Below are 23,876 nucleotides of genomic sequence, written 5' to 3' on the forward strand. Positions count from 1 at the left end.
AACGGAGGTTCAAGGATGCTGGATATTGATACATTGCTTGATCACCTGTTCCAGGTGAACCGCGGGCTTGCGAGCCGTCTTGTGGCGCTGAGGCTTGCACGGGCTGCCCGGGTTCACCGGCCGCGCCCTCTGACATTGGGGGCAGACTACACAACATGGTCTGGTGTCTATTCCCACAAGTGGATTGGCCGCCATTTGCCGCCCGAGGAACCTTCACCGCTCCTGCCGCCCGAAGACGAGGTGGCCGATCTGTTCCGACGGCGCAAGCAGATGGACGGCAGTCCGCTGACGTTACTGTGCCCGCAGGGCTCGACATTGCTGTTCATCTCGGCGGCACAATGGTTCACGGACAGTTTTCTGCGCACATTCGGCCCCAAAGGTCCGGCTGATCAGACGGATTCAAACCATGAGGTTGATCTGTGCCAGATCTATGGCTTGCACGATTACCAGACCGACATGCTGCGCGAACGTGACCCCGAGACGGGCGAGTTGACCCATCGGATGGCCGTCAGAACGGATGAGAATGGTGAAACATGGTCGCCCAAGCTGTTCCGGCGGGCTGCATCCGGCGGGGTGGAATTTGCGCCACCATTCGATGGCAGTCTCGCCACCGGAGGCAGCAATGCCGGGCGGAAGTTGCATTGTGAGCAAAAGCTGCGAGATGCCCTGAAACGTGCGCGTCCCGATCTGGATTGTGACCAGATCAATGAACGCTTGCTCGACTTTCATGCCACCGGGCTCGACAACGGCAATGGCACCATCGGTTATGTGGTGATCAATACGCTGATGTTGCGGACGCATAACCAGCTAGCTGATATCCTTTGGCTGCAACAGCGCGGGACACCCGGTTGGGACAAAGAGAGGGTGTTTCAAACCACCCGTTGCGCGCTGATCGCCTTGCTGATCAAGGTGGTGATGGAGGATTATATCGGCCACATCGCCAACATGCCTTTCAAGCTGCCGGTTGGTGTAAATCGCCGGGAACATTGGCAGCATTCCAACCAGATCGCGATCGAGTTCAACCTGCTCTACCGGTGGCATTCGATGATCCCTGATCGGTTCCTGATTGACGGCGTTCAGGTTGGAACCGAAGGCTTCCGGTTCAACCCCCGGCTGGTCGAAGAGACGGGGCTTGAGAAGATGATTGAATCCCTCTCACATCAGCCCGCAGCCCGGATGTCGCTGCGCAATACGCCGGATTTCATGTTCGAGAAACCCTCAGAAGACGCCCCTGCACCGGTCGAAGCGACCATCGCGCTGACCCGCAAGGCCCGGCTGCCGTCATTGAACGCATATCGTCATCATTTCCGACGCAAACCCCACACCAGCTTTGCCGAACTTGTTGGGGATCAGCCTTTTGCCGACGAGTTGGTCGCGGATCTCAGCCGCTTATATTGCAATGTCGACCGGGTCGAGCTATTTCCGGGCCTTTTTGCCGAGCAGCATAAGGGCACAGTCATCATGGGTGATCTGATGACCTCGATGGTTGGATATGACGCGATCACGCAACTGATGAACAATCCCATGGTATCCAAGAACCTGTATTCGGAAGAAACCTTCACGGCGCGCGGATTTGACATGGTCAAACGCACGTCGACCTTTGCCGAAATCGCAGCGTTTGTTGGGTTGAACCCCGATGAATGCGTACTGGGACGCAGGGATTAAGCACTGGCATAGGTCGCAAGGTCATCTGTCTGCAATTTTGCGATACGGTCGGCGAGTTCGGTGTTTGCCGGCTGGATACAGGCCAGATCATTCAATGCCCGCAACTCATACAATCGCGCGCCCTGCTTTTCGGCCACAGAAACGGCCTGATGCAGCGCCGTTTCGGCCGCGGCGACAGAGCTTCCTTCTTCCAGCAAAAGCGAGGCCTGGATCCGGCGCAATTCCGCCTCGTAGTTACATTCGCCAGTCGATGCCGCGCAGGCCAGCCCTGCTTCGACGGCGGATAGCCCTTTGTCGATCTGGCCCAATGCCAGATGCCCCCTGGCCAGTTCTGTATTGACCAGAACGCCAGCAGCTTCAGCTCCCGTTTCTCGCATTTTCTGCCAGGCGGCTTCGAGCAGTTGAACGCCATGTTTGGGATTTTCAGAACGGATCGCTGATCCTGCAAGGTGGGCAACGGCAACCGCCTGGTAATAGGGGCCTCCGTTGTTGCGCACCGCTTCATCAAGCAATTTGGCGACATGGGGATAGTCCGGATGATCCAGTTGCATATGGATCTCGGTCATCCAGTGCAGCGCATTGGCCAGCATCAACGGCTGACCAAGTGATCCAGCGGCGTCGACGGCTGATTTCGCCCCGGCAAGCGCGGCGTCGGCCTGCCCTTGAAAGCATTGGACCAGCGCGGTCATGGCCTCAATCTGTATCATCGCGGCCACATCCGGTTCGTTCCCGGCCTCTGCGGCATGCGCCTCGGCATGGGCGGTGGCCTCGTTCAAAGCGTCGGTTGCCGCAGCAAATTTCCCGCGTGGAGACAGGGCCGCACCGCGAATATAGTTGCCGACCATTCTGGTGTGATGATCGTCATACGCATCGACCATCTCGGTGCCCCAGCGTTCTGCGTTGTAGTAATCCCCCTTTACCATCGCAGCGGTGAACAACCCGCGCCCGGCGCGGACCAGCGTCCGGCGGTCGTCCAGTTTCTTGGCCAGTTCAAAGCTGCGTGCGAATGCTTCAATCGCAGGTTCAGAACCATAACCGACCCGAACGCGCTCGGCAGCGGCCAACAGGAATTGCAGGCTCAGTTCGGATTTGTCGCGATGCTCGGCGGGTAGGGCGTCCAGCAGGCGCAACCCATTTCGGGCCTGCTGTGCCCCTTCACTGCTGGCATGTCGCCGCAGGTTCTGACGCGCCGCCTCGATCCAAGCTGCCACCGCACGCGGGGCAGAGCCTGCAAGTTCCCAGTGACGTGCGATCAATTCGGGTTGCCGTGCAGCCTCCGGCTGTGCGGTCAGCGCTTCGGCAGTGCGTTGGTGAAGATGGGTGCGACGGTCCCGGACAAGGCTTTGATAAGCGGCCTCTCGTACCAGTTCGTGCCGAAAGCGCCAATACTGGCTGCGACGCGCACCAAGTTTTGGCAATGGTTGCAGCATTCCGTCGGCTGCGAGGCGAGAGATTGCCTCTTCCGCATCCGACTGGCTGAGGTCGCTGATATGCGACAACAATACCGCATCGAAGGCCCCACCGATCACTGCTGCCTCGACCGCTGCGCAGCGCAGTTCACCGGCTGCGTCGACCTGTTGTGCCAGAAGGTCGTGCAGCGTCGTGGGAATATTGCCGGCGACGCGACCCGGTGATGCAGCGATCGCTACGGCGCATTCTTCGATAAACAACGGGACACCGTTGCTGCGGGCCACGATCTGCGCAGTCGTGACGTCGTCCAGCTGTGCATCCGACGCAGCCCTCGCCAGCGCTGCGGCATCTTTTTCGCCTAGTGGTTCAAGGCGCATATGCCTAAGCGATGGGATCCGAGTTTCAAGCGTTTGCGGTAATTCCTCGCGCGAGGCGATCAGCATCAAAATCGGAAACCCGATCAGATGTTTGGCGACGTCACGCAGGATCGAAACGGTCGAAGGATCGGCCCATTGCAGATCCTCGACCACAAGCAAAACCGGCCCATCCGAGCTGAGCCGCTGATATACGCGCAGAAAGATATCAGAGAGTTTTCTGCGCAGCTCGTCCTCGCTGGTCGCGCCGCAATCGCCGGGGCCGGGGGCCAGAACGAAGAACAGCGTCTCAAGCTGGGGGCCATCCAGAATATCAGACAGATGCTGGGTAATGCGGTTACGCCGCGTGTCGGTGTTATCGCCATTCTGGATGCCGCACCAGCGCTCGACCTGTGTTGCCAAGGGATGAAAAGGCGTGTTCACCCGGAATGGGCTGCAATGATAAGTCACCCAAGCGCGGGGGCTCATGGCCTTGCGCATATCGCGGATCAGCCTGGATTTCCCAATGCCAGCTTCGCCCATCAGATGGACCACCCCGCCGCGCCCGGCTTTGGCCTCTGACCAGGCGTTTTGCAACTGATCGCATTCAGCGTCACGTCCGAACAAGGCTGTCCGGTCTTTCAGATGGAGCGTTTCCTGCGCCTCACCGATCAGTCGATAGACCGGCACAGGATGATCAAACCCGGCCAGTGTTTGTGTACCCAGGGGCTCAAACTCCAGTTGTCCTGCCCCAAGAGTGCGTGCTGCGCCCGAAACCATCGTCTCTCCGGGTGCGGCCAGAGCCTGCAATCGTGCAGCAAGGTTGAGTGTCGCGCCGAATATGGCGTCTGGCTGAACATTGGACCCAAGTGCGATATCGCCAACCAGAACAACACCGGATGCAATTCCGATACGGCAACTCAGATCCATCGGGCCCGCCAGCGTCGCAAGATCAGCGTGAGTACGCAGCGCTGCGCGCAGGGCGCGTTCGGCATTGTTCTCGGATGCGGCAGGCCATCCAAAGGCCACAAGAATACCATCGCCGACGATCTGCAGCACCCTGCCGTTGAATTCTGCTGCCGCCTGTTCGACCAGCTTCTGATACCGCAGTGTGGTTGATAACAGGTCTTCGGGTTCAAGTGTTTGGGCCAGCACAGTAGACCCGACGAGATCCACCAGCATCACCGTCAGATGCCGATGCTCCATCCCGTCAAGATCGGTATCGGAACCGGTTGCCCGCCCGACCATTAGCGGCCTCTGACCATGTCAGCGGCATCGCAATGGCGCGTGATGTGACTGAGTCCGTTTTGACCTGGAACTGGCGACATGCCCCCCATATTTGAGCCTCATAACATTTAACCCCCGCTTCGCGTCCTAGGCCAGAGCCGCGAAGTTATCTGCGAGACTATAGGATAGTGCCCCGTCTGGCTATGTCTGGAGCGCTTCGGCTTCCACTTTGGATATGTGGGGTCATTTCTTGATCGCCGAGACGATGGCTGAGGGCGCAGGAACCAAGATACCGGAATCCTGTCTTACACCTTCGGCGCGCGCCCGTGCGGCCAGATCGGTGCGAATGGCGTCACGTTTGGCCGCAGGCTGACCGCTGAGCAGCGCGGCCGCACGAACGGCGCCCCGGTCAAAGGCGTCAAACAGAAACTCGGGCTCTGACACCGCCAATTGTGTGGCTAAAACCTCTGAAGATATCTCGGTGAAACCGGCTTCGGTGAGTAGAGATTGCGCTACAGTTTTGTCTGCCAGCAAGTGCGCATCTGGCCCTTCGGGTAATGAAACTTCTGGGTCGCCCAAGCGTCCTACCGCGTCGAACAGCCATCCAAAGGCGCCTTCCGAGCCTTTGCCCTGCCAAATCGAAAACGCCAGCCGACCACCTGGTTTCAAAACCCGTGCGGCCTCGGTCAAGCCGCGTAAAGGATCAGGAAAATGGGGAACGCCAAAGCCAATGGTCACTGCGTCGAAGCTGGCGTCTTCAAATTCCATTGCCATTGCATCCCCATGGATAAACACCGCTTCGGGGGCGGCAGATTTGGCAAGCGCAATCATCGCTTGAGAGAAATCCAATCCGACAACTGATGCCCCACGCTTGAGCAATGCGGCCGCCACCACACCATGACCGGTGCAGAGGTCGAGGACCTGAGTTCCGCTCTCTGCCTTTATTGCATCAGATAGCCGCTCGGCGACGACCCGCGTCGCTTGGGCAAAACCATCCGCATACCCCTTGGCGATGGCTGGGTTGGACCAGCCGTCAATCTCCATCTTTTCGAACGCGCGCGTGTTTGACATGGCCGACCTCTTAAACAGGCCAGAACTCTAGCACATCCTCATGGGTTCGAGGTAACTCGCTTAGGTTCCGCTAAATCAACTAGCGAATTTCACCAGGAAACCTCTGGTCAACTGCTGAGCAACAGCAGGTTGCCTCTCAGCACCTCGGTTACTTTTGCGCCGATGCCCGGTGCTTCCGAGGCGCGGGGGCCGGCGATGTTCAAAATTCCTACAGGGTGGGCCAGCAACCATGTTTCGACCTGACGCGTGCAGGATTCGATCCCGTCCCTGAGATCGATCACAAGATGTGGTTTGCCGACATCCGAGGCGAAGGCGATGGTCTGTTGCGTGCCCGGGCTGGTTGATCCATCGACGAATACAACCGTGGCATCGCCGGATGCGACGTTCAACCGGGTTCTTTCGATAACGTCTTCGGATCGTGTCTCGGTTAGGCCCTCAAAATCTTCAGATATACGACCACATTCATTTGTTCGACCCTTTGGCACCCAACCGCCATAGGACAAACCGTTTGCTCTGGCAAATTCAAGCGCTGCCATGTCTACACCGGTCTGTCCGCCTGAAACGATTTTCAAAGCCCTGTTCCTGATAGTGACGCCGGGTCAGGGTATGCGCAGATCTAAGGGTCCGTAAACTATTGATTTGAGGTCAGAAGCTGAGAGTGCGCGCATCCTGCCAACAGGAAGAATGCGCGCCGGGGTGTTTATCTGTTCAAGCGGCAGCGATCTGACGGGCCTTTTCGACCATGACCTCTGCCTGCCGGATCGAGGCATAGTCGATCAGACGACCGTCCAGTGAAACGGCACCTTTGCCAGTGGTTTCGGCTTCGGCCATGGCGACGAGGATGCGTTGCGCTTTGGTGACCTCAGCGTCGCTGGGCGACATGACTTCGTTCGCAAGCGCGATCTGGCTGGGGTGGATCGCCCATTTGCCTTCGCAACCCAGCACTGCAGCACGTTTCGCAGCAGCTTTGTAGCCTTCGGGGTCCTGAAAATCACCAAAAGGGCCGTCGATGGGCCGCAACCCGTTAGCGCGGGCTGCCACAACCATGCGGGCCAGAGCATAGTGCCACATGTCACCCCAATGGCTGGCCCGGTGCGTGTCTGCGTCGGGATCGGTCAGAACCGCGTAATCGGGGTTCACACCACCGATGATTGTCGTCCGTGCTCGGGTCGAAGCCGCATAGTCCGCGACACCGAAATGCAGGCTTTCGTTGCGTTTTGAGGCAGCTGCGATCTCGCTGACATTCTGCATGCCCAGAGCGGTCTCGATGATATGCTCGAACCCGATGCGTTTCTTGTAACCCATCGCGTCTTCGATCTGCGTGATCATCATGTCGACGGCATAAACATCCGCTGCGGTGCCGACCTTGGGGATCATGATCAGATCCAGCCGCTCACCGGCTTGTTCGACTACATCCACAACGTCGCGATACATGTAATGCGTGTCCAACCCGTTGATGCGGACCGACATGGTCTTGCTGCCCCAGTCGATATCGTTCAGGGCCTGAATGATATTCTTGCGGGCTTGTTCTTTTTCGTCCGGGGCTACCGCGTCCTCAAGATCGAGGAAGATCACGTCCACATCCGATTCGGCGGCTTTTTCGAACATGCCGGGCTGGCTGCCGGGCACGGCGAGTTCACTGCGGTTCAGGCGCGCGGGGGCTTGTTCAAGGGCATAAAAGCTCATGAGTTGGTCCTTTGAAGAAGGGTGCGTCAGATCACGCGGTCACGGGGTGGGCGGCCTGCGAAGAAGTCGCCCAGATTGTCGAGCACGCGAAAGCCCATGGCTTCGCGTGCTTCTTTTGTTGCGCTGCCCAGATGCGGCAGCATCACGAGGTTGTCGCATTGCAGCAGGTCGGGGCTAATGCGTGGCTCGCCGTCGAACACATCCAGTGCGGCGCCGCCGATCGTGTCGAACATCAGCGACTGCACCAAGGCATGCTCGTCCACCACCTCGCCGCGTGCGGTGTTGATCAGGAAGGCGTCGGACTTCATCAGGTCCAGCCTACGTCCGTTGATCAGATGCCGGTTCGCAGCCCCGCCGGGGCAGTGCAGCGAGACAAAGTCGCAATGCGGCAGCAGATCATCCACCGTTTCGACTTGGGTAGCATCGAACTGCTTCAGCACGTTGGGCGACACGGCGCTGCGGTTCTGGACCGCGATCTTCATGCCAAACCCGTGATGCGCGCGCCGGGCCATTTCCTGACCGATGCGGCCAAAGCCGATGATGCCCAGCGTTTTGCCGCTGACCTTGGTGCCGACCAGATGGGTCGGGCGCCAGCCGGTCCATCCGCCAGCACGCAGCTCGCGCTCGCCCTCACCGGCGCGGCGGGCGGCCATCAGCAGCAGCGTCATGGCCAGATCGGCGGTGCATTCAGACAGAACATCGGGCGTGTTGGTGACCGTCATGCCCAGATCGCGGGCCGCCGGTTCACAGATATGGCTGTACCCGACGCCGTAGTTGGCCAAAATCTTGGTCTGAGCTGCGGCCACGTCCAGCGCCTCGGCGCTGAGCGTGTCGGTGACGGTAGGTAGAACCGCGTCGTATGTCTTTAACGCGTCGCGGAGTTCCGCCGGAGACATCGGAATGTCCCCTGTATTCAGCACGGCGTTGTAGTTTTCGGCCAGTTGCGCCTCGACGGCGGCAGGCCAGCGACGGGTGACAAGGACCGAAGGTTTGACCATCACGCAGCCTTTCCCATGACACGGGCGATGGTCTCGCCAATCACCGCGGGGTTTTCGGCAACTGTCACACCCGCCGCCGACAGGATTTCCACCTTCTCGCTGGCGCTTTCGCCAAAGGCCGAGATGATCGCGCCGGCATGGCCCATGGTCCGGCCCTTGGGCGCGGTCAGACCCGCGACATAGGCCACAACAGGCTTGGTGACGTGGTCACGGATATACTCCGCCGCCTCGGCTTCCTGAGGGCCGCCGATCTCACCGATCATGGCGATGACCTCGGTGTCTTCGTCCTGTTCGAACCGCTCAAGGATGTCTCGGAAAGACGAGCCGTTGATCGGATCGCCGCCGATGCCTACGCTGGTCGAGACGCCAATGCCACGCTCTTTCAACTGCGCCGCAGCCTCATAACCCAGCGTGCCCGAGCGTCCAATGATGCCCACAGTGCCCGGCAGGTAGATATGGCCCGGCATGATACCCAGCAGCGCCTTGCCGGGGCTGATGGTTCCGGCGCAGTTCGGGCCGGTCAACACCATGCGCTTGTCTTTGGGATAGCGATACATGTAGCGCTTGACGCGGATCATGTCTTGCGCCGGGATACCGTCAGTGATGCAGACGCAATAGCGGATACCTGCATCTGCGGCCTCCATGATTGAATCCGCCGCGAAGGGGGGCGGTACGAAGACGAGGCTGGCTTCGGCACCGGTGGCCTCGACCGCCTGTTTGACGGTGTCGAAGACGGGTACGCCTTCGACGGTCTCTCCGCCTTTGCCAGGAACAACGCCGCCAACGACGTTGGTGCCATACTGCACCATGTCCTTGGTGTGCAGGCGCGCCATGCGTCCGGTGATGCCTTGAACGATAACGCGGGTGTCGCGGTCCTGAAGAATGCTCATTACACGGCCCTCATCTTGGTGTTTTGGGTCAGGTCGTTGCGCCACGCACCCACGGCGCGTTCGGCGGCTTCCATAAGGGTGGTTGCGCGGATGATCGGCAGGCCCGATTTGGCGAGGATTTTCTGACCTTCCTCGACATTGGTGCCCGCCAGACGGACGATCACGGGGATATCCAACTCCAGTTCACGCAGCGCTTGCACGACACCCTCGGCAACCCAGTCGCAGCGATTGATGCCAGCGAAGATGTTGACCAGAACCGCCTGAACATTGTCATCGGAAAGAACCAGTCGAAACGCCTTGGCCACCCGTTCAGGCGAGGCTCCACCACCGATGTCCAGAAAGTTTGCAGGCTCACCACCGGCCAGCTTGATGGTGTCCATCGTGGCCATGGCCAGACCGGCGCCGTTCACGATGCAACCGATATTGCCGTCCAGTCCGACATAAGACAGGCCACGATCCGCCGCCCGGCTTTCGCGCGGGTCTTCCTGGCTTTTGTCGCGTAGCTCTGCGACCTGCGGGTGGCGGAACAGGGCGTTGTCGTCAAAGCTCATCTTCGCGTCCAACGCCAGCACCCTGTCATCGCCGGTGATGACCAGCGGGTTGATCTCGACCATGGTCGCGTCCAGCTCGCTGAAAGCGGCATAGCAGCCTTGCAAGGTGCGGACCATGTGCTGGATCAGGCGCGGCTCAAGCCCTAGATTGAACGCGATCTCACGCGCTTGAAACTCCTGCAGGCCAACCGCCGGCTCGACGATCGAACGGACGATGCTGTCGGGGCGTTCGGCAGAAATATCTTCGATCTCCATCCCACCCTCGGACGAGGCGACGATCATCACCCGCTGGCTGGAGCGATCGAGAACGAAGCCCAGATAAATCTCACGGTCGATCGCCACCGCAGTTTCTACATAGACGCGGTAGATGCCCTTGCCTTCGGGACCGGTCTGATGCGTCACCAACTTACGGCCAAACATCTCGTCGCAGGCTTCGTGGATTTCATTTTCCGAATTGCACAGCTTCACGCCCCCGGCCTTGCCACGCCCACCGGCGTGCACCTGAGCCTTCACGATCCATTTATCGCCTCCCAGTTCACGCGCGCGATACGCAGCCTGTTCCGGGCTATAGGCGAGAGCCCCCGAAGGTGTTTCGACGCCGAACTTCGACAGAAGCTCTTTTGCCTGATATTCGTGGATATCCATCTGCATTTCCTCCCGTTTATGCAGCGATAGATGTGCCGTAGCGGCTTTCCAGAAGCGCATCGATGGCTTCGAAATCCACCGAGCCGCCCATCTCGCGGATCGCTTCGGCAAACAGCTTCACGATGCGGCTGATCGCCTGGTGGTTCAGCTGGTTCAGGATGCCGATGCGGACCTGTACCGGAGCGCTGAGCGTCGGCCAGATGCCAAAGCCACGGGCGCGGCAGTTCTGCACCAATTCCATCTCGCGGCCCGCAAGCTCGGCTGGCAGGTTCAATACCACAAGGCTGGGCATGTCCGAGATCACTTTGCAACCCAGTGCCTTGACGGCATCGCGCAGAACGGCCTCATGCGTCTTGTAGGAATGCGCGCGTTTGGCCAGCCCCTCCTGCAAAGTCAGGCGCAGGGATTCATGGAAGGCGGCAACGGCGTAACCCGAATGGGTGCGGTGATAAGTACCTTTTTCTACGTCCTGCCGGTCAACGATGCCCCAGTGGCGGGTCTCGAAAATGGGGTTGTGGACGTAGGTGTAGGCGCCGGTGGTTTTTAGCGCGTCGATGTAAGCGTCGGTGAAGCTAACCGGCGCATAGGTCAACGGTAGGCAGCACAGGCCTTTCTGCGGGCATGAAGCCCAGCCAACGACACCCGGATAATCATCGATGCGGAAGTCCGCGACGCCCAGCGACGACACAGCGTCGATCAGGCCCATCGCTCCGTGGCGTTCACAAGCATCCGAAAAGCCCTGGATGTCGTTCACACGGCCCGAACCGGTTTCCCAATGCGCCATGAAGGCCCATTTCGGTTTGTGCCGGGCCAGAGCCTCTTCGATCATCTCGCCGGTGACGGGCTGGCCGTGGGGAACTTCGATCACGGTGACACTGGCGGCTTGCGGTTCCAGCGGGTTGGCCGCGTGTTCAGCCGGGGTCGCGGCCTTGATGCGCAGGGTCAATGCATCGATGCCCGAGAAAGTGCCGTTCGTGAAGGCCACGACCTTGTCGCCTGGCATGACGGCCGAGAACATGGTGTCGAGGCCGCTCCAGCCTGTGCCCGCGACGGCAAATGTATAAGCGTTTGATGTGCCCCAGACCTCGCGCAGCATGTGCTTGCATTCGATCATCCCGCGCAGAACATCACCGTGCATGTGATCCGCGATGCCGGCACGGGCAAAGGCCTGCAGAACGCGGGCATCGGTGTTTCCCGGTCCGGGACCTGCGGCCAGGGTTTCCGGGATTTCGAGGCTGGGGTAGATTTGAAAAGTCATATGTTCCTCCGCGGCGGCAGGGACAAGTTTCGCCCCGCTGATCGCCTTTCCTTGGAGGAGAACCGAAACTTGCGTCATTGCGCAACGTAACTTACTACTGCTTTGGGATACCTATTTGGATGGGTAAATTACTACCCAAATAGGTAAATATGCTGATGTATACCAACATAGTACCTACCCATATGGATGGGTTCTTGCGAAATTGGACAGGAAATCAATGACCGAGACGTTACAGCGCCCCATCGATGTCATGCTGGCCAACAACAACCCTCTGGTCCTCTCGGCTATGTCCGAAATCTTTGAGCGTGATCCGCGATTCTCGCTCGTGGCGACCTCGGCTACGGCCGAAGGCTTCCTTGGTACGGTCATGCGCATCCCGGTTGCAGTGGGGGTAGTATCTTGGGAACTGCCCGCGTTGGGCGCAGCCAAACTGATCGAGGTTTTGCGTGAACAGGCCAACGCCCCGCGGTTTGTGGTCTATGGTGATGAAGCCGGGGATGTGCCGCGTCAGGCCATGCAGGCGGGTGCTGCCGGGTTCGCACCGCGCTCTGGTGACGTCGAAGGCTTGCTTGAAACCTGCGTTGATGTGGCCAAAGGCAAGATGGTTTTTCTGTTCATCGACGTGCGCAAGATGCAACAAAACCCGTTGCAGACGCTGTCGCGCAAGGAACTGGCGATCCTTGAAGCTTTGGCGACCGGCATGTCCAACCGGGAGTTATCGAAAGAGCTGCAAATTTCGACCAATACAGTGAAGTTCCACCTGTCGAACATCTATGAGAAGCTATCGATCAAGAACCGCGCGCAAGCGATCGCTTTTTATTATTCTTCAAAAGCCGACAATGCTTAATGAGACCTGAAGGTCAGCCATTCTGATAGTAGAAAGAGAGTTTTCGGCTCACTCCACCCGGAGGCGGCGGGAAAGGGGCTGCTCTGCGGATCTGCTCTTTTGCGGCACGGTCGATCTGGGTTGAACCGGAACTGTCGGTTATCTCAACCCATGCGAGTGTGCCATCCGGGTCGATCTGAAAGAAAACCCGCGCAAATCCGCGCTCGGACACAAAGACTGCTGGGGTCCGGTTCAAATGCACCAGTACCAGCCCTGCATAGTTGGTGGTGTTGGAGTTACCCGGCCCGCGCCCGCCCGACTGACGCTGACGATCGCCGCGGGTAAAGGCATCGGTGCCCTGGCGTTGAAAGGTCGTTAGTGGCGACTCGATGAGCTGTTGCGGAAAGCGTAACTCGGCGAATTGGTCCGAGCTGTCGGCCACGCCTTCGGGCGCTTCGCTGGGTGTGCGATCAGGTAGGCGTGGACGGATTGACTCGGTTACTGCCTGTTCTGAAGCGGCAAGATCCGCCTCCTCCTCCGGCTCCAGCGCAGCGATGACCGGGGGGGCGGGCGCTTCGGCCTCTGTCGGCTCTGGTTCTGTGGCCGGTTCGCCTCGCGGGATTTCAGCAACCTCATCAACCGAAGTCGGCTCTGCAGTCTCGGCATCAGCGCGCGCAGGTTCTTCGCTGTCTGAGGGATCAGCCGGTTCGGCGTCCTGCGGTTCGATCACCTCTGGCTGAACCGTTTCAGCCTCGCCGAAATCGGGGGCAAAAACGCGTTGCGGATCGTCGGACGCAACCAGTGCTTCGCTGGTGGGGATTTCGGCTGCTTCCGGTTCTGGGGTTTCGGCAGGTTCGGGTTCCACTGGATCGCTGGGCGTCTCCGCAAGATCTTCGAAGCTGTTGCTCAGGTCCACCACGTCGGAATTGCCTTGTGCGGCAGGTTCACCCGGTTCAACAGATGCAGTCATGCTGAGGCCGAGAACGTGCAAAATCAGCGACACCAGAATGGCCAGCGCGGCAACTATGACCGACCCCCGGATCATTCCAGTGTCCGTTTTGTGACCAGAAACACGGAAGGCGCACCATTGCGGCGCAGCAGGCCCGTGACTTCGATCAGGCGCGCACCCGGAGCATCACGATCCGGAACGATCCGTACCGGCCCTTCCTCATGATCGGCCATGAAGGTCTCAGCATCGGTAGGTGTTCCGCGAAAGCTCAGCGTTCCATCCTTGTGCAGAACCAGCGCGTCGGGCGGTTCGCGCCCTTCGAGCTCTGACGTGTCCACAAGGTCGAGGTCAGGGTCCAGTGGTGGTGCGATGGTGCCGGTGATCAGGAAGAAGATCAGCATCAGAAAGACGACGTTGATCAGAGCTATGGTTGAATCGCGTTTTCGGCGGGGGGCGGTCTGGCGAATCATCGGCTCACTCCAGCACCAGAACGCTGAGCCCCTCGCGCCCGCGCAGCCGAACCAGCAGATCCGTCAGGCGTTGGGCCGTGACATCGGTATCGAGGCTGACGAGCACCTGCCCGGTTTCGATCTCGGTCGCGAGATCGTCCAAGGTTATCGCCGTGCCGTTCAACACAAGACGTTCCGCACCGAGCTGTAGAAAGACCCGCTCAGACGGTTCGCTGGTTTGCGCGGTTCCGCCAGTCGTGCTGCTCAGCTCGATCTCGCCGAATTTTGAGAAGGTCGAGGTCAGCATGAAGAACAGCAAAAGCAGAAAGATCACATCGATGAGTGGCGTCATCGACAGGGTCCGCCGGACAAATGGCGCCCGGTTACGCATGTTCCGGCACGGCTGAAATGGCCTCGGCCTCTTTGGCGAGCTGACCTGGTACCAACACGGTCCGCAGTGCTTTGTCTGCAAAGACCCGCTCGCGCGCGGTGCGGCTTTCGAACCATGACAGAACCATTGAGGTCGGCATCGCAACCGCCAGCCCCACGGCGGTGGTGATCAGCGCCACCCAGATGCCACCCGCAAGCAGCGACGGGTCAATGGAGCTGCCTGCCTGTTGCAGGCTTTGGAACGCTTCGATCATACCCAGAACGGTCCCGAACAGCCCCAGCAAAGGCGCGAGTTGGGCAACGGTGTCAAGAAGGCGAAAACCGCGCTCCAGCCCTGCCAGGGCCAATCCGGCTTCAGCATCCAGACGATCATCGAGACCGGGTAGATCGGGCGCATCCATGGCTGCACCGACCAATGGGGCCAGATAACTGTGGCTTTTCGCCAATCGCGCGCGTGCAGTCTGATGATCCCCGGCATCCCATGCCGTCAGGGCCTGGGACAGCACCCGATGTCGTCCAACTCCGGTCACGGTGAATTGCCACAGTTTGTAAAGCGTGACGGCCAGAGCCAGCACTGACATCACGATCAGAATGGCCACCACTGGCCCGCCCAGAGCCACGATCTGGCGCAATGCTTCAAGCGCGTTCATCCCAAAAGCTCCACATCTATCCGGCTGGTAAGGTTCAGTCCTGTTGCACAGATATCGCTTTCTGAGCCGTCGACAACGCAGCTGTTTGCGCCATTGATCAGAACGCGCCCGATCGAGTCGCAGTTGAGATCGGGCAGGCCGAACTGACGCACGCGCGGACGGTCTGCCGGCAGATCCCGAAAATCGAACAGAGAAAGCGTAACGACACGGCCCGAGCTGTCGAAAATGACGGTCTCAAAAGCTGCCTTCTCGATATCGCTTCCGGTTTCGTTCTGAACCAGAAAGGTCAAGCGGCAGGCGCCGTTCACCTTTTGCACGGTATTGAGCTCCAGCAACAGTTCCGAGGGGTTGTCGTCAGCAGATTGCGCCAGCGCCGAATTTGTTGATGAAATTGCCAGCACAGCTACCAGAGCGAGGCGGTGATACGGCATGAGCGGGCTCCTGATTGTTTAGCGCTGAGGGTTTGTCCCGCGCATCTTTGCAGGGGTTGATCCCTCTTATCCAATCCAACCGAGACGTGAAAGAGCGGGTGGCGCGATTGTGTCCGGCCGACCGGTAACGCGTGATAACTTTCGTATTGACGCATTCATCGATCTCAGGCACTGAATCCGGTGATGGTTCCCAAGGGTGCGCCCGTGGGATGAAAAGGGAATACGGTGCGGTCTACACTGGCCAAACCCGTAACTGCCCCCGCAACTGTAAGCGGCGAGCGAAGCCAAACAGCCACTGGCCCCAGGGGTCGGGAAGGATGGCCAAGCACCGACCCGCGAGTCAGGAGACCTGCCATCAGTTGTTCAACCAAGCCGGGGCGGGGCGTCCTGGAAGGAGGCTTTGATGGCACGTGATACACGTGTTTCTGTAATCAGCACCTTCGCACTGCGTTTGGGCAGAGGCGGGGGGTTATATGCCTGGCGCACCTGATCATTTTGTTCTGATCTGTTCGACCTGTGCGGCCGCGCAATCAGTGGATGGAGTGCATGATACGCTTCAATCGAAGCTGCCCGAGCGCTTTGCGATCCGGGCTGTCGATTGCATGGCAGGATGCGCGCATCCCGTGACCGTAGGTTTCCAAGCGGTCGGCAAGGCGCAGTATCTATTTGGTGATATCCAGACATTGATTGACGTCGAAGCCCTGGCCGAGTTTGCCCGTCAATATCAACAGAGCCCGGATGGCTGGACCAAAGCCAGCGAGCGTCCGCGTGCCCTTTACACCAAAACCTTGTCTCGCATGCCCCCGATCAGTCAGGAGGTGTTGATATGACCGTCCAGCCGTTTCTGGTGGCTTCGGATCTCGAATATTATGCCTTGAATGGGGACATACTGCTGCAAGGCGTATCCTTTGAGCTGTCCGAAGGGTCAATACTGGCAATCGCGGGCCCCAACGGTGCAGGTAAAACCACACTGCTGAATTTGCTGTGTGGGGCGGAAGGGCTGGCACTAGGGGATGTTTTGCTCAAGGGGCGCAGCCTCAAGCAACTCTCGGCAAAAGAGCGTGCTCGGATGATCGCGGTGGTCAGTCAGCAAGAGATGCCCGACGGGCGCTTGTCGCTGCGGGATTATGTGGCGCTCGGCCAGATTCCGATCCGCGCGGACCGGTCTGCGGGTGAACACGCGCAGGAGCTCAGCCGTATATTGGATATTACGGGCCTTGGCGCGCTGGCTGACAAGAAGATGGCCCAACTGTCGGGTGGTGAGCGTCAGCGCGCGCATATCGCTCGGGCGCTGGCACAGAACCCGACTTTGCTGTTTCTTGACGAGCCGACCAATCATTTGGATCCCGATGCGAAGGGGCGGATGCTGTCTCTGGTCGCGGATCTGGGCATTACTGTCGTCATGATCGTACATGATTTGGTCATGATCCCTGAATTCGCCACCCATGTTGCCCTGATGAAATCCACGCGCCTGACCGGGTTTGGTTCGGTCGACGAGGTACTGACATCGGAACGTGTGCGCGAAACCTTCGGTGTCGATTACCTGCGCTTTCACCACGAAGGCCGCATGATCCCTGTTCTGGACATCCGAAGAACAACGCTTTCCACATAAACTCAGGAGACTATCAATGAAGCAAATCTGGTCCGTGGCGCTGGTCACTGCCATGGCAAGCGGCGCCGCTGCGCAAGAGGTGACGGTTGACAATTGCGGTGAACCGCTTGTCTTTGATGCCGCGCCAGAACGTCTGGTCGTGCATGATATGAATATGACCGACATGGCCTTTGCGCTGGGTCTGCAGGACAAGATCGTCGGTCTGACCGGCATCACCGGATGGTACAAGACCAGCCCCGAGTTCGACACGCTGCGCGGCGATATCCCTGAACTCGCGCCGAAATACCCGACTGTCGAAAACCTTGTTGCGGTCGAACCTGACCTGTTCTTTGCCGGTTGGTATTACGGTATGAAGCCGGGCGGAGATGTGACCCCCGACACGCTGGAACCTTTCGGCATCAAGACCATGATCCTGACCGAAAGCTGCGTCCATCTGGACAAGGATCGCCCCGAAGCCAGCATGAACCTGCTGTTCGACGATGTTTTGCGTCTGGGCAAGGTCATGCATGTCGAGGACAAGGCCGAAGCGCTTGTGTCGGGCTGGAAAGACGAGCTGACCGCAATCGAGGCTCGGACCGCTGACCTGCCCAAACCGCGCGTGTTCCTGTTGGACGGCCCTGCTGATGCGCCCTTCACGGCGGGTAAGTTCGCCATTCCTGATGCCATGATCGCAGCGGCAGGGGGTGAAAGCGTTACGCGTGACATGGATACAAGCTGGGGCCGTACCTCTTGGGAAGCGGTTGCCGCAGCCAACCCTGAATTCCTGGTGCTACTGGATTATCAGACAGGCAATGGCGCGGCAGATACCTTCAAGTTCCTGCAGGAACACCCTGTGATGTCGCAGACTGATGCCGTCAAGAACGAACGCTGGATCGGCCTGCGCTATGAAGAGTTGACTCCGGGACCGGCGAACATCGCTGCGATCTTAAAAATGGCCAAGGCCATGCATCCGGATCTCAACTGATATGGGCCGATTGGGCCTGATACTCTTGCTGGGGGCGGTCGTTCTGGCTGCCCTTTTGCTGATCTCGACTATCTATGGAACCACCTCGATTCCGATCACGGACACATTCGAGGCGATCCTTCTGGGCACCGGCTTGACCGGAGGAGAGATGTCTCCGATGCATCGGATCGTCTTTGATCTGCGCCTGCCGCGCGCATTGTTTGCAGCGGTGATCGGTGCGGGCCTGGGTATCGTCGGCGTTGTGCTGCAGACCACCACACGCAACGATCTGGCGGATCCATTTCTGTTTGGTCTGTCATCGGGGGCTGCAGCGGGGGCCGTATTCGTCATCACTGTGACCGGAGATATTCTGGGTTTCTGGACTTTGCCATTGGCTGCGTTCTGCGGAGGGTTGGTGGCGTCGGGTATCGTGCTCGCGCTGGTGCATGGCCTGCGGACAAGTGCGCCTGAAAAGCTGATCCTGGCTGGGCTGGCGGTGTCTTTCCTGTTCTCGGCCATTACAAACTATCTGATCTTCGCGGGCGATAGTCGTGCCGCGCATTCGGTGATTTTCTGGATGCTGGGCGGGTTGGGCCTCGCCCGTTGGGAGACTTTTCCGCTTGTCTGCGCGGGCTTGATACTGATCCTGAGCTACTCACTCTACCGCAGTCGCTGGCTGGATGCTTTGCTGACAGGAGATCTGACCGCAACCACTTTGGGCGTGCCCGTGCAGGGCCTGCGGTTCAGCATGTTCTTCACCGCGGCCCTTGCGACCGCCGTCTTTGTTTCGGTGGCTGGCGTGATCGGCTTTGTCGGCTTGATGGTGCCGCATATCGCCCGAGGAATTGCCGGCCCGCTGCACCGCCATTTACTGCCCACGGCGGCCTTGGTTGGTGCTGCGCTTTTGACTGGCTCGGATATCCTCAGCAGGCTGTTACTTGCTCCGCAGGAATTGCCTGTTGGGATCGTGACCACCTCAATCGGGTCCGTATTCGTATTCCTGTTGCTGTTTCGTACAGCGCGAAAGGTGCATTAGGATTGAAGCTGGTTCTGGCTTGTTTCAAGCCATATCACACGCTTCGACCAGGTCTTGCGCGCGCATGATGTTCCAGACTTGCGCTTCTTTTCCTGCTCACAAACATGGTTTTGCGCCGCTTTCTGAGACGGCGCAAATATGGACAGACCTAATTGCCCTGATTTCTTTCGGCCAATCGCTCAAGATTGACGACGGTCGATAGCATGAGTCTGTCATGGCTCCAGTCGTCGGTCTGGCGCATTGAAACTGAGCCGAAAGCCAGTATCCCGGCGAATATCAGCGTGCTGCCAAATACCAGAGTGTTGGTCGGGCGAAGCAGAAGAGGCGCATCTGACAGCGCCAGTACCCGCTGGCGCAACACGCGCTTGGCGCGGCCACCACTGACCAATGCGACGTCCAGAACGTAGGATCGATCACGCGCCACGATGCGACCGCAATAGTTCAACAGACAATTGGCGTAGTGCGAAGCATTCAAGCGCCGTCTTGCCACAATGGATTGATCACAACCCAGTTCACGCAGACGCTCAAATTCATACTTCAGCGCTATGTAGGCGGGGTTCCAGAACATCAGCGGACGCAAAAGCTCAAGCATCAGTTGCCATTCTACATCACCGGCGCGGACGTGCTGGAATTCATGCGCGATGGCAAATCGCAGCTCATCCGGCGTGTCGAGCAAGTGCGTAGGCAAGACAACGTGCCTCCGGCGCAATCCGCGCACTGCGAAAGGGACCGATATACGGTCAGACAGCCGAATGTCGACTTTCGACGAACGCCGCCAGAGGAAACTGGCGTTTATGGTTCCGCGAATTCGATATGCAGCATGTACCACGCGCGCTGCGAGAAAAATTGCCCCGGTGGCAATTGCAGCAAACGCAATCAAGGATAAGACAGAACCGCCACTTAGTACGTTATCTGCCCAACGTTCCCGTATGTTGAGCAAGCTCTCGAACTGGGTGGCTGGCAGGGCGATGTCACCCCGCAGATACGCCGCGACCGCGATGTCACCAAGGGCGATAGGACGGTCAGGCAAGGCCAAGCGCAACAATTCGGCCAGGCCGATCGCCAGCAGCGGGCTGAGCACGACGCAGACAAGCAGTATCTTGAACACGCGAAGCTGCGCAAAATACGCGAATTGAAGGGACGTCCGTTTCAAAGCGTAGCGCGACGTCAACCAAATCAACAATGCCAGAACCATCACCAGATTCAGCTCGAGATAGAAGTCGAGTACGGGCTTAACTGCTGTCATTTTGCAGTCTCCTCTCTACCAGTGCCCGAATGTCCTCAAGATCCGTCTCTGTCAGCCCGGCATCGTCGACAAGACGCGCGACCAACGTGGCGGGCGTGTCGTCGAACAATGTACGGGACAGATTCTGTAGCGACCGTGTCTGATACCTGTCTTTTTCCAGAAGCGGCTTATAGATCAGCGTCTTGCCGTCCTTGCGACTCTCGACAAAGCCTTTTTCGTCAAGAATACGCAGGATGGTCGCGCCGGATGTATAAGCCAGATTGCGTTCTGGCGGCAGGCGGTCAAGAACGTCACGGACCGAGCCCTCACCAAGTGCCCAGAGTTCATTCATGAACTCCAGTTCCACTTCGGTCAGCAGATTGGATGTCTTTTTCTTTCGCATCGGTCTCGGTGTCGCCATTTCTTAGTATGCTTGCCAGACAAGCATCCTTTCGCTGTTTCGCAAAGCCTAAACTTTCCAGAAAACGAAAATCCCCCAACCGATGGACAAGAATAGGGGTGTCCAGACAGGTTGGCCGACCAGGCCGAGCCAGGCGAGGAAGATGTAAGCGGAACCGAGTAAGGTGATGAATAGCCGGTCGCCCAGCGTGGTCGTCAGGCCCAGAACCCCGCGCCGTTCGATCCCGTCGCGGTACTTGAACCCCTCTAGTAGGCCGATCAACGCGATGGCCGAGAAGATGCCAACGAACAGAGCCAACGTAGCCGGTGTCCAGGCCATCCAGAAATCGGGCCACAAGGGGTCGGTCCACGAGAAGCCTTTTTCCTCTTGCTGGCCGACACTGCCCCATCCGGCCTGTTGGGCCATAGCCATGGTCGGCAGGAAAGGAAGGGTGAGAAGGAGTTTACGCATATCGAACCTCACACACGTCCCATCGCGAAACCGCGCGCGATGTAGTTGCGGACAAACCAGATGACGATGGCTCCGGGGATGATGGTCAGCGTACCGGCGGCTGCCAACAGGCCCAGCTCATACCCAGCGCTAGAGGCCGTCCGGGTCATCACGGCGGCGATGGGTTTGGCCTCGACCGCCGTGAGGGTTTTGGCCAGCAGCATTTCTACCCACGAGAACATGAAGCAGAAGAAGGCCGCGACGCCGACGCCCGCTTTGATGTTGGGCAGGAAGATCGTCACAAAGAAGCGCGGGAAGGAATAGCCGTCCACATAGGCTGTTTCATCCAGCTCCTTCGGGATGCCGCGCATGAAGCCTTCCAAAATCCACACCGCCAGCGGCACGTTGAACAGCGTATGCGCCAGTGCTACCGCCAGATGGGTGTCGAACAACCCGATGGAGGAATAAAGCTGGAAGAACGGCAAGGCGAACACCGCAGCCGGGGCCATCCGGTTGGTCAGCAGCCAGAAGAACAGTTGTTTGTCGCCCAGAAACCGATAGCGCGAGAACGCATAGGCCGCAGGCAGGGCGACACAGACCGAAAGCACCGTGTTCAGCGTCACATAGAGGATGGAGTTGATGTAACCCCAGTACCACGTTGGATCAGTGAAGATGGTGATGTAATTCTCCAGCGTAAAGGTCTGGGGAAACAGGGAAAAGCCCGACAGGATCTCGTTCGTGGTCTTGAAGGACATCGCCACCAGCCAATAGATCGGCAGCATCAGGAACGCGATATAGAGGATCGGGATAAGGGACCGCTTCTTCATTGCGCGTCATCCTTTGTCATCAGAGTGTAGAAGACCCACGACACAAGCAGCGTGATGGCGAAATAGATCAGGCTCATCGCGGCCGCAGGGCCAAGGTCGAACTGTCCCAGCGCGATCTTCACCAGGTCGATCGACAGCAAGGTCGTTGAGTTGCCGGGGCCACCGCCGGTCAGAACGAAGGGCTCGGTATAGATATTGAAACTGTCCATGAAGCGCAGCAGAACGGCGATGGTCAGAACGGTTTTCATCTTGGGCAACTGGATATAACGGAACACCGACCATGGGCTGGCACCGTCGATCTTGGCGGCCTGATAATAGGCATCCGGGATCGACACGAGACCCGCATAGCACAGCAGCACAACCAGCGAGGTCCAGTGCCAGACATCCATGACGATGACCGTGATCCAGGCGGACAGAGGCTGTTGCGTCATGTCATAGTTGATGCCCATAACGTCATTCAGGAAATATCCCATCAGGCCGATTTTCGGCAGGGTGAAGATGTTCCACATCGAACCGACCACGTTCCATGGGATCAGCATCGGAAGGGCCATCAGCACCAGACAGACCGGCACCCAGAAGCCTTTGCGGGGCATGGATAGGGCCACGATGATGCCAAGTGGAACTTCGATCAGCAAGATGAGGAAAGTAAACAGGAATTGCCGTCCCAATGCGGCCTGAAACCGGTCGGAACGCAGGATTTGTTCGAACCAGCCTAGCCCTTCCCAGAAGAACTGGTTGTTGCCGAAGGTTTCCTGCACCGAGTAGTTGACCACTGTCATCATCGGCACCAGCGCGTTGAACGCGACCAGTGCCAGCACTGGCAGGACAAAGAACCACGCCTTTTGGTTTTCTGTTCTCATTGCGCCCGCTCCTCGGTTGCGATCCAGCCGTCGCGATAGACGCGGGATTGTTCAGGTTTGAATTGCAGGAAGACCTGTGATCCGGGCTCGGGCACGCTGTGTTCGGTCACGGCTTTGAGAGCCGTGTTGCCGACCATCGCGCTGACTACGAAATGACGGCCAATGTCCGAGACTTTGGTCACATGCGCCGGGATGCCGGTATCGCCAAAGCCCACATATTCGGGGCGGATGCCCAGATCGGTGCGGCCTCCGTCGCCATGAGTGGGGCCTTCCAGCATAACCTCATGGCCTTCGAACACCGCTCGGTCACCTCGGGTCTCACAGGGCAGAACGTTCATGCCGGGCGAGCCAATGAAGTGTCCGACGAATGTGTGCTGAGGCCGCTCGAACAGCTCGACTGGGGTGCCGATCTGAACCACTTCGCCCTCCTGCATCACGACCACTTCGTCCGCAAATGTCAGCGCCTCGGTCTGGTCGTGAGTCACGTAGATCATCGTAGCTTTGACGCGCTGGTGCAGCTCTTTCAGCTTCGATCGCAGCTTCCACTTCAGATGCGGGTCGATCACTGTCAGCGGCTCGTCAAACATCACCGCGTTCACATCGTCGCGGACCAGTCCGCGACCCATCGAGATCTTTTGCTTGTTGTCTGGGCTCAGACCCGAGGCACGGGTATTCAGCATATCCGTGACGTCCAGCATCTCGGCGATCTCATCGACCCGTTGTTTTATCCGCGCTGCGTCAACACCTCGATTCTTCAACGGAAAAGCCAGGTTCTCGCCCACAGTCATTGTGTCGTAGATCACCGGGAACTGGAACACCTGTGCGATGTTGCGCTGATCGGGGGGGAGGGCGGTCACATCCTGACCATCGAACAGAATCTGCCCTTCGGACGGGGTCAGAAGCCCCGAGATGATGTTCAGCAACGTCGACTTGCCGCAGCCGGATGGGCCAAGCAACGCATAGGCCCCGCCATCGCGCCACGTTACGTCAACTTCTTTCAGCGCATAATCCTCGGGGCCTTTCGGCGCGGGCATGTAGCTGTGTCGCAGGTTTGAAAGCTTGATCTGTGCCATG

Annotated in this window: 25 protein-coding genes and 1 riboswitch; of the genes, 6 read left to right on the forward strand and 19 right to left on the reverse strand. The window is 58.7% G+C overall.

All coding sequences use genetic code 11. The annotated features are described in order from the left end of the window. Positions 1-15 precede the first annotated feature (15 nt). Positions 16-1,665, forward strand: coding sequence for a peroxidase family protein (locus tag ACR3EM_RS20225; RefSeq protein WP_480472524.1), 1,650 nt, complete (start codon positions 16-18; stop codon positions 1,663-1,665). Here ACR3EM_RS20225 and ACR3EM_RS20230 read toward each other — a convergent pair. From ACR3EM_RS20230 to ACR3EM_RS20265, 8 genes are all read right to left on the reverse strand, one after another. Next, positions 1,662-4,676: an ATP-binding protein gene (locus ACR3EM_RS20230; RefSeq protein ID WP_480472526.1), complete on the reverse strand. Its 3,015-nt coding sequence runs from the start codon at positions 4,674-4,676 to the stop codon at positions 1,662-1,664. The genes ACR3EM_RS20225 and ACR3EM_RS20230 overlap by 4 nt on opposite strands. A 222-nt stretch (positions 4,677-4,898) precedes the next feature. Continuing rightward, positions 4,899-5,726 carry a methyltransferase domain-containing protein gene (locus ACR3EM_RS20235; protein ID WP_480472528.1) on the reverse strand — a complete coding sequence of 276 codons (828 nt, stop codon included), beginning with the start codon at positions 5,724-5,726 and terminating at the stop codon, positions 4,899-4,901. A 107-nt stretch (positions 5,727-5,833) separates the two neighbouring features. After that, on the reverse strand, positions 5,834-6,298 hold the full coding sequence (locus ACR3EM_RS20240) for a putative molybdenum carrier protein (RefSeq protein WP_480472530.1): 465 nt from the start codon (positions 6,296-6,298) through the stop codon (positions 5,834-5,836). Positions 6,299-6,434: 136 nt separating this feature from the next. Then, entirely contained in the window at positions 6,435-7,412 is a 978-nt protein-coding gene (locus ACR3EM_RS20245; protein ID WP_480472532.1) for an HpcH/HpaI aldolase/citrate lyase family protein, read from the reverse strand. Positions 7,413-7,438: 26 nt separating this feature from the next. Then, positions 7,439-8,410 (reverse strand): 2-hydroxyacid dehydrogenase, encoded by a 972-nt coding sequence (locus ACR3EM_RS20250; RefSeq protein WP_480472534.1) that lies wholly within the window; start codon positions 8,408-8,410, stop codon positions 7,439-7,441. Continuing rightward, complete coding sequence (gene sucD / locus ACR3EM_RS20255) at positions 8,410-9,300, reverse strand: succinate--CoA ligase subunit alpha (RefSeq protein WP_480472536.1); 891 nt, start codon at positions 9,298-9,300, stop codon at positions 8,410-8,412. Before sucD ends, ACR3EM_RS20250 begins: the two co-directional genes overlap by 1 nt. After that, positions 9,300-10,496 (reverse strand): malate--CoA ligase subunit beta, encoded by a 1,197-nt coding sequence (locus ACR3EM_RS20260; protein WP_480472538.1) that lies wholly within the window; start codon positions 10,494-10,496, stop codon positions 9,300-9,302. Before ACR3EM_RS20260 ends, sucD begins: the two co-directional genes overlap by 1 nt. A gap of 16 nt (positions 10,497-10,512) precedes the next feature. Then, entirely contained in the window at positions 10,513-11,754 is a 1,242-nt protein-coding gene (locus tag ACR3EM_RS20265) for an aminotransferase class V-fold PLP-dependent enzyme (protein ID WP_480472540.1), read from the reverse strand. A gap of 217 nt (positions 11,755-11,971) precedes the next feature. Here ACR3EM_RS20265 and ACR3EM_RS20270 point away from each other — a divergent pair, with 217 nt between their 5' ends. After that, entirely contained in the window at positions 11,972-12,601 is a 630-nt protein-coding gene (locus tag ACR3EM_RS20270; RefSeq protein ID WP_480472542.1) for a LuxR C-terminal-related transcriptional regulator, read from the forward strand. Positions 12,602-12,614: 13 nt separating this feature from the next. Here the strand turns inward: ACR3EM_RS20270 and ACR3EM_RS20275 are convergent, their stop codons facing one another. From ACR3EM_RS20275 to ACR3EM_RS20295, 5 genes are read right to left on the reverse strand one after another with little or no spacing between them, the layout of a single operon-like run. Continuing rightward, positions 12,615-13,625, reverse strand: coding sequence for an energy transducer TonB family protein (locus tag ACR3EM_RS20275; RefSeq protein WP_480472544.1), 1,011 nt, complete (start codon positions 13,623-13,625; stop codon positions 12,615-12,617). After that, positions 13,622-13,999 carry an ExbD/TolR family protein gene (locus tag ACR3EM_RS20280; protein WP_480472546.1) on the reverse strand — a complete coding sequence of 126 codons (378 nt, stop codon included), beginning with the start codon at positions 13,997-13,999 and terminating at the stop codon, positions 13,622-13,624. Before ACR3EM_RS20280 ends, ACR3EM_RS20275 begins: the two co-directional genes overlap by 4 nt. Before the next feature lie 4 nt (positions 14,000-14,003). Then, positions 14,004-14,330 carry an ExbD/TolR family protein gene (locus ACR3EM_RS20285; RefSeq protein ID WP_480472548.1) on the reverse strand — a complete coding sequence of 109 codons (327 nt, stop codon included), beginning with the start codon at positions 14,328-14,330 and terminating at the stop codon, positions 14,004-14,006. Between the two features lie 31 nt (positions 14,331-14,361). Next, positions 14,362-15,018, reverse strand: a complete 657-nt coding sequence (locus ACR3EM_RS20290) for a MotA/TolQ/ExbB proton channel family protein (protein WP_480472550.1) — start codon at positions 15,016-15,018, stop codon at positions 14,362-14,364. Next, positions 15,015-15,449, reverse strand: a complete 435-nt coding sequence (locus ACR3EM_RS20295; RefSeq protein ID WP_480472552.1) for a hypothetical protein — start codon at positions 15,447-15,449, stop codon at positions 15,015-15,017. The genes ACR3EM_RS20290 and ACR3EM_RS20295 overlap by 4 nt, the downstream gene beginning before the upstream one ends. A gap of 167 nt (positions 15,450-15,616) precedes the next feature. Continuing rightward, positions 15,617-15,820: riboswitch (cobalamin riboswitch) on the forward strand. Between the two features lie 102 nt (positions 15,821-15,922). On the opposite strand from ACR3EM_RS20295, the gene ACR3EM_RS20300 reads away from it, so the two are divergent. The 4 genes from ACR3EM_RS20300 to ACR3EM_RS20315 are packed head-to-tail and all read left to right on the forward strand — an operon-like array spanning position 15,923 to position 19,040. Further along, a complete protein-coding gene (locus ACR3EM_RS20300) occupies positions 15,923-16,279 on the forward strand; it encodes a DUF1636 family protein (protein ID WP_480472554.1) in 357 nt (118 codons plus the stop codon). Beyond that, positions 16,276-17,061 (forward strand): ABC transporter ATP-binding protein, encoded by a 786-nt coding sequence (locus tag ACR3EM_RS20305; protein WP_480472556.1) that lies wholly within the window; start codon positions 16,276-16,278, stop codon positions 17,059-17,061. The genes ACR3EM_RS20300 and ACR3EM_RS20305 overlap by 4 nt, the downstream gene beginning before the upstream one ends. A 16-nt stretch (positions 17,062-17,077) precedes the next feature. Further along, positions 17,078-18,025, forward strand: a complete 948-nt coding sequence (locus tag ACR3EM_RS20310; RefSeq protein ID WP_480472558.1) for an ABC transporter substrate-binding protein — start codon at positions 17,078-17,080, stop codon at positions 18,023-18,025. Between the two features lies 1 nt (position 18,026). Beyond that, a complete protein-coding gene (locus ACR3EM_RS20315; protein WP_480472560.1) occupies positions 18,027-19,040 on the forward strand; it encodes a FecCD family ABC transporter permease in 1,014 nt (337 codons plus the stop codon). Between the two features lie 148 nt (positions 19,041-19,188). Here the strand turns inward: ACR3EM_RS20315 and ACR3EM_RS20320 are convergent, their stop codons facing one another. From ACR3EM_RS20320 to ACR3EM_RS20345, 6 genes are all read right to left on the reverse strand, one after another. Continuing rightward, complete coding sequence (locus tag ACR3EM_RS20320; RefSeq protein ID WP_480472562.1) at positions 19,189-20,286, reverse strand: M56 family metallopeptidase; 1,098 nt, start codon at positions 20,284-20,286, stop codon at positions 19,189-19,191. Beyond that, complete coding sequence (locus ACR3EM_RS20325; protein WP_480472564.1) at positions 20,273-20,668, reverse strand: BlaI/MecI/CopY family transcriptional regulator; 396 nt, start codon at positions 20,666-20,668, stop codon at positions 20,273-20,275. Before ACR3EM_RS20325 ends, ACR3EM_RS20320 begins: the two co-directional genes overlap by 14 nt. A 66-nt stretch (positions 20,669-20,734) precedes the next feature. Next, positions 20,735-21,136, reverse strand: coding sequence for a DUF2160 domain-containing protein (locus ACR3EM_RS20330; RefSeq protein ID WP_480472566.1), 402 nt, complete (start codon positions 21,134-21,136; stop codon positions 20,735-20,737). 8 nt (positions 21,137-21,144) lie between these two features. Then, a complete protein-coding gene (locus ACR3EM_RS20335; RefSeq protein WP_480472568.1) occupies positions 21,145-21,942 on the reverse strand; it encodes a carbohydrate ABC transporter permease in 798 nt (265 codons plus the stop codon). Beyond that, positions 21,939-22,802, reverse strand: a complete 864-nt coding sequence (locus ACR3EM_RS20340) for a carbohydrate ABC transporter permease (RefSeq protein WP_480472570.1) — start codon at positions 22,800-22,802, stop codon at positions 21,939-21,941. The genes ACR3EM_RS20335 and ACR3EM_RS20340 overlap by 4 nt, the downstream gene beginning before the upstream one ends. Further along, a complete protein-coding gene (locus ACR3EM_RS20345) occupies positions 22,799-23,875 on the reverse strand; it encodes an ABC transporter ATP-binding protein (protein WP_480472572.1) in 1,077 nt (358 codons plus the stop codon). Before ACR3EM_RS20345 ends, ACR3EM_RS20340 begins: the two co-directional genes overlap by 4 nt. Between the last annotated feature and the right edge of the window lies 1 nt (position 23,876).

This window comes from Ruegeria sp. AH3 (genome assembly GCF_056536265.1).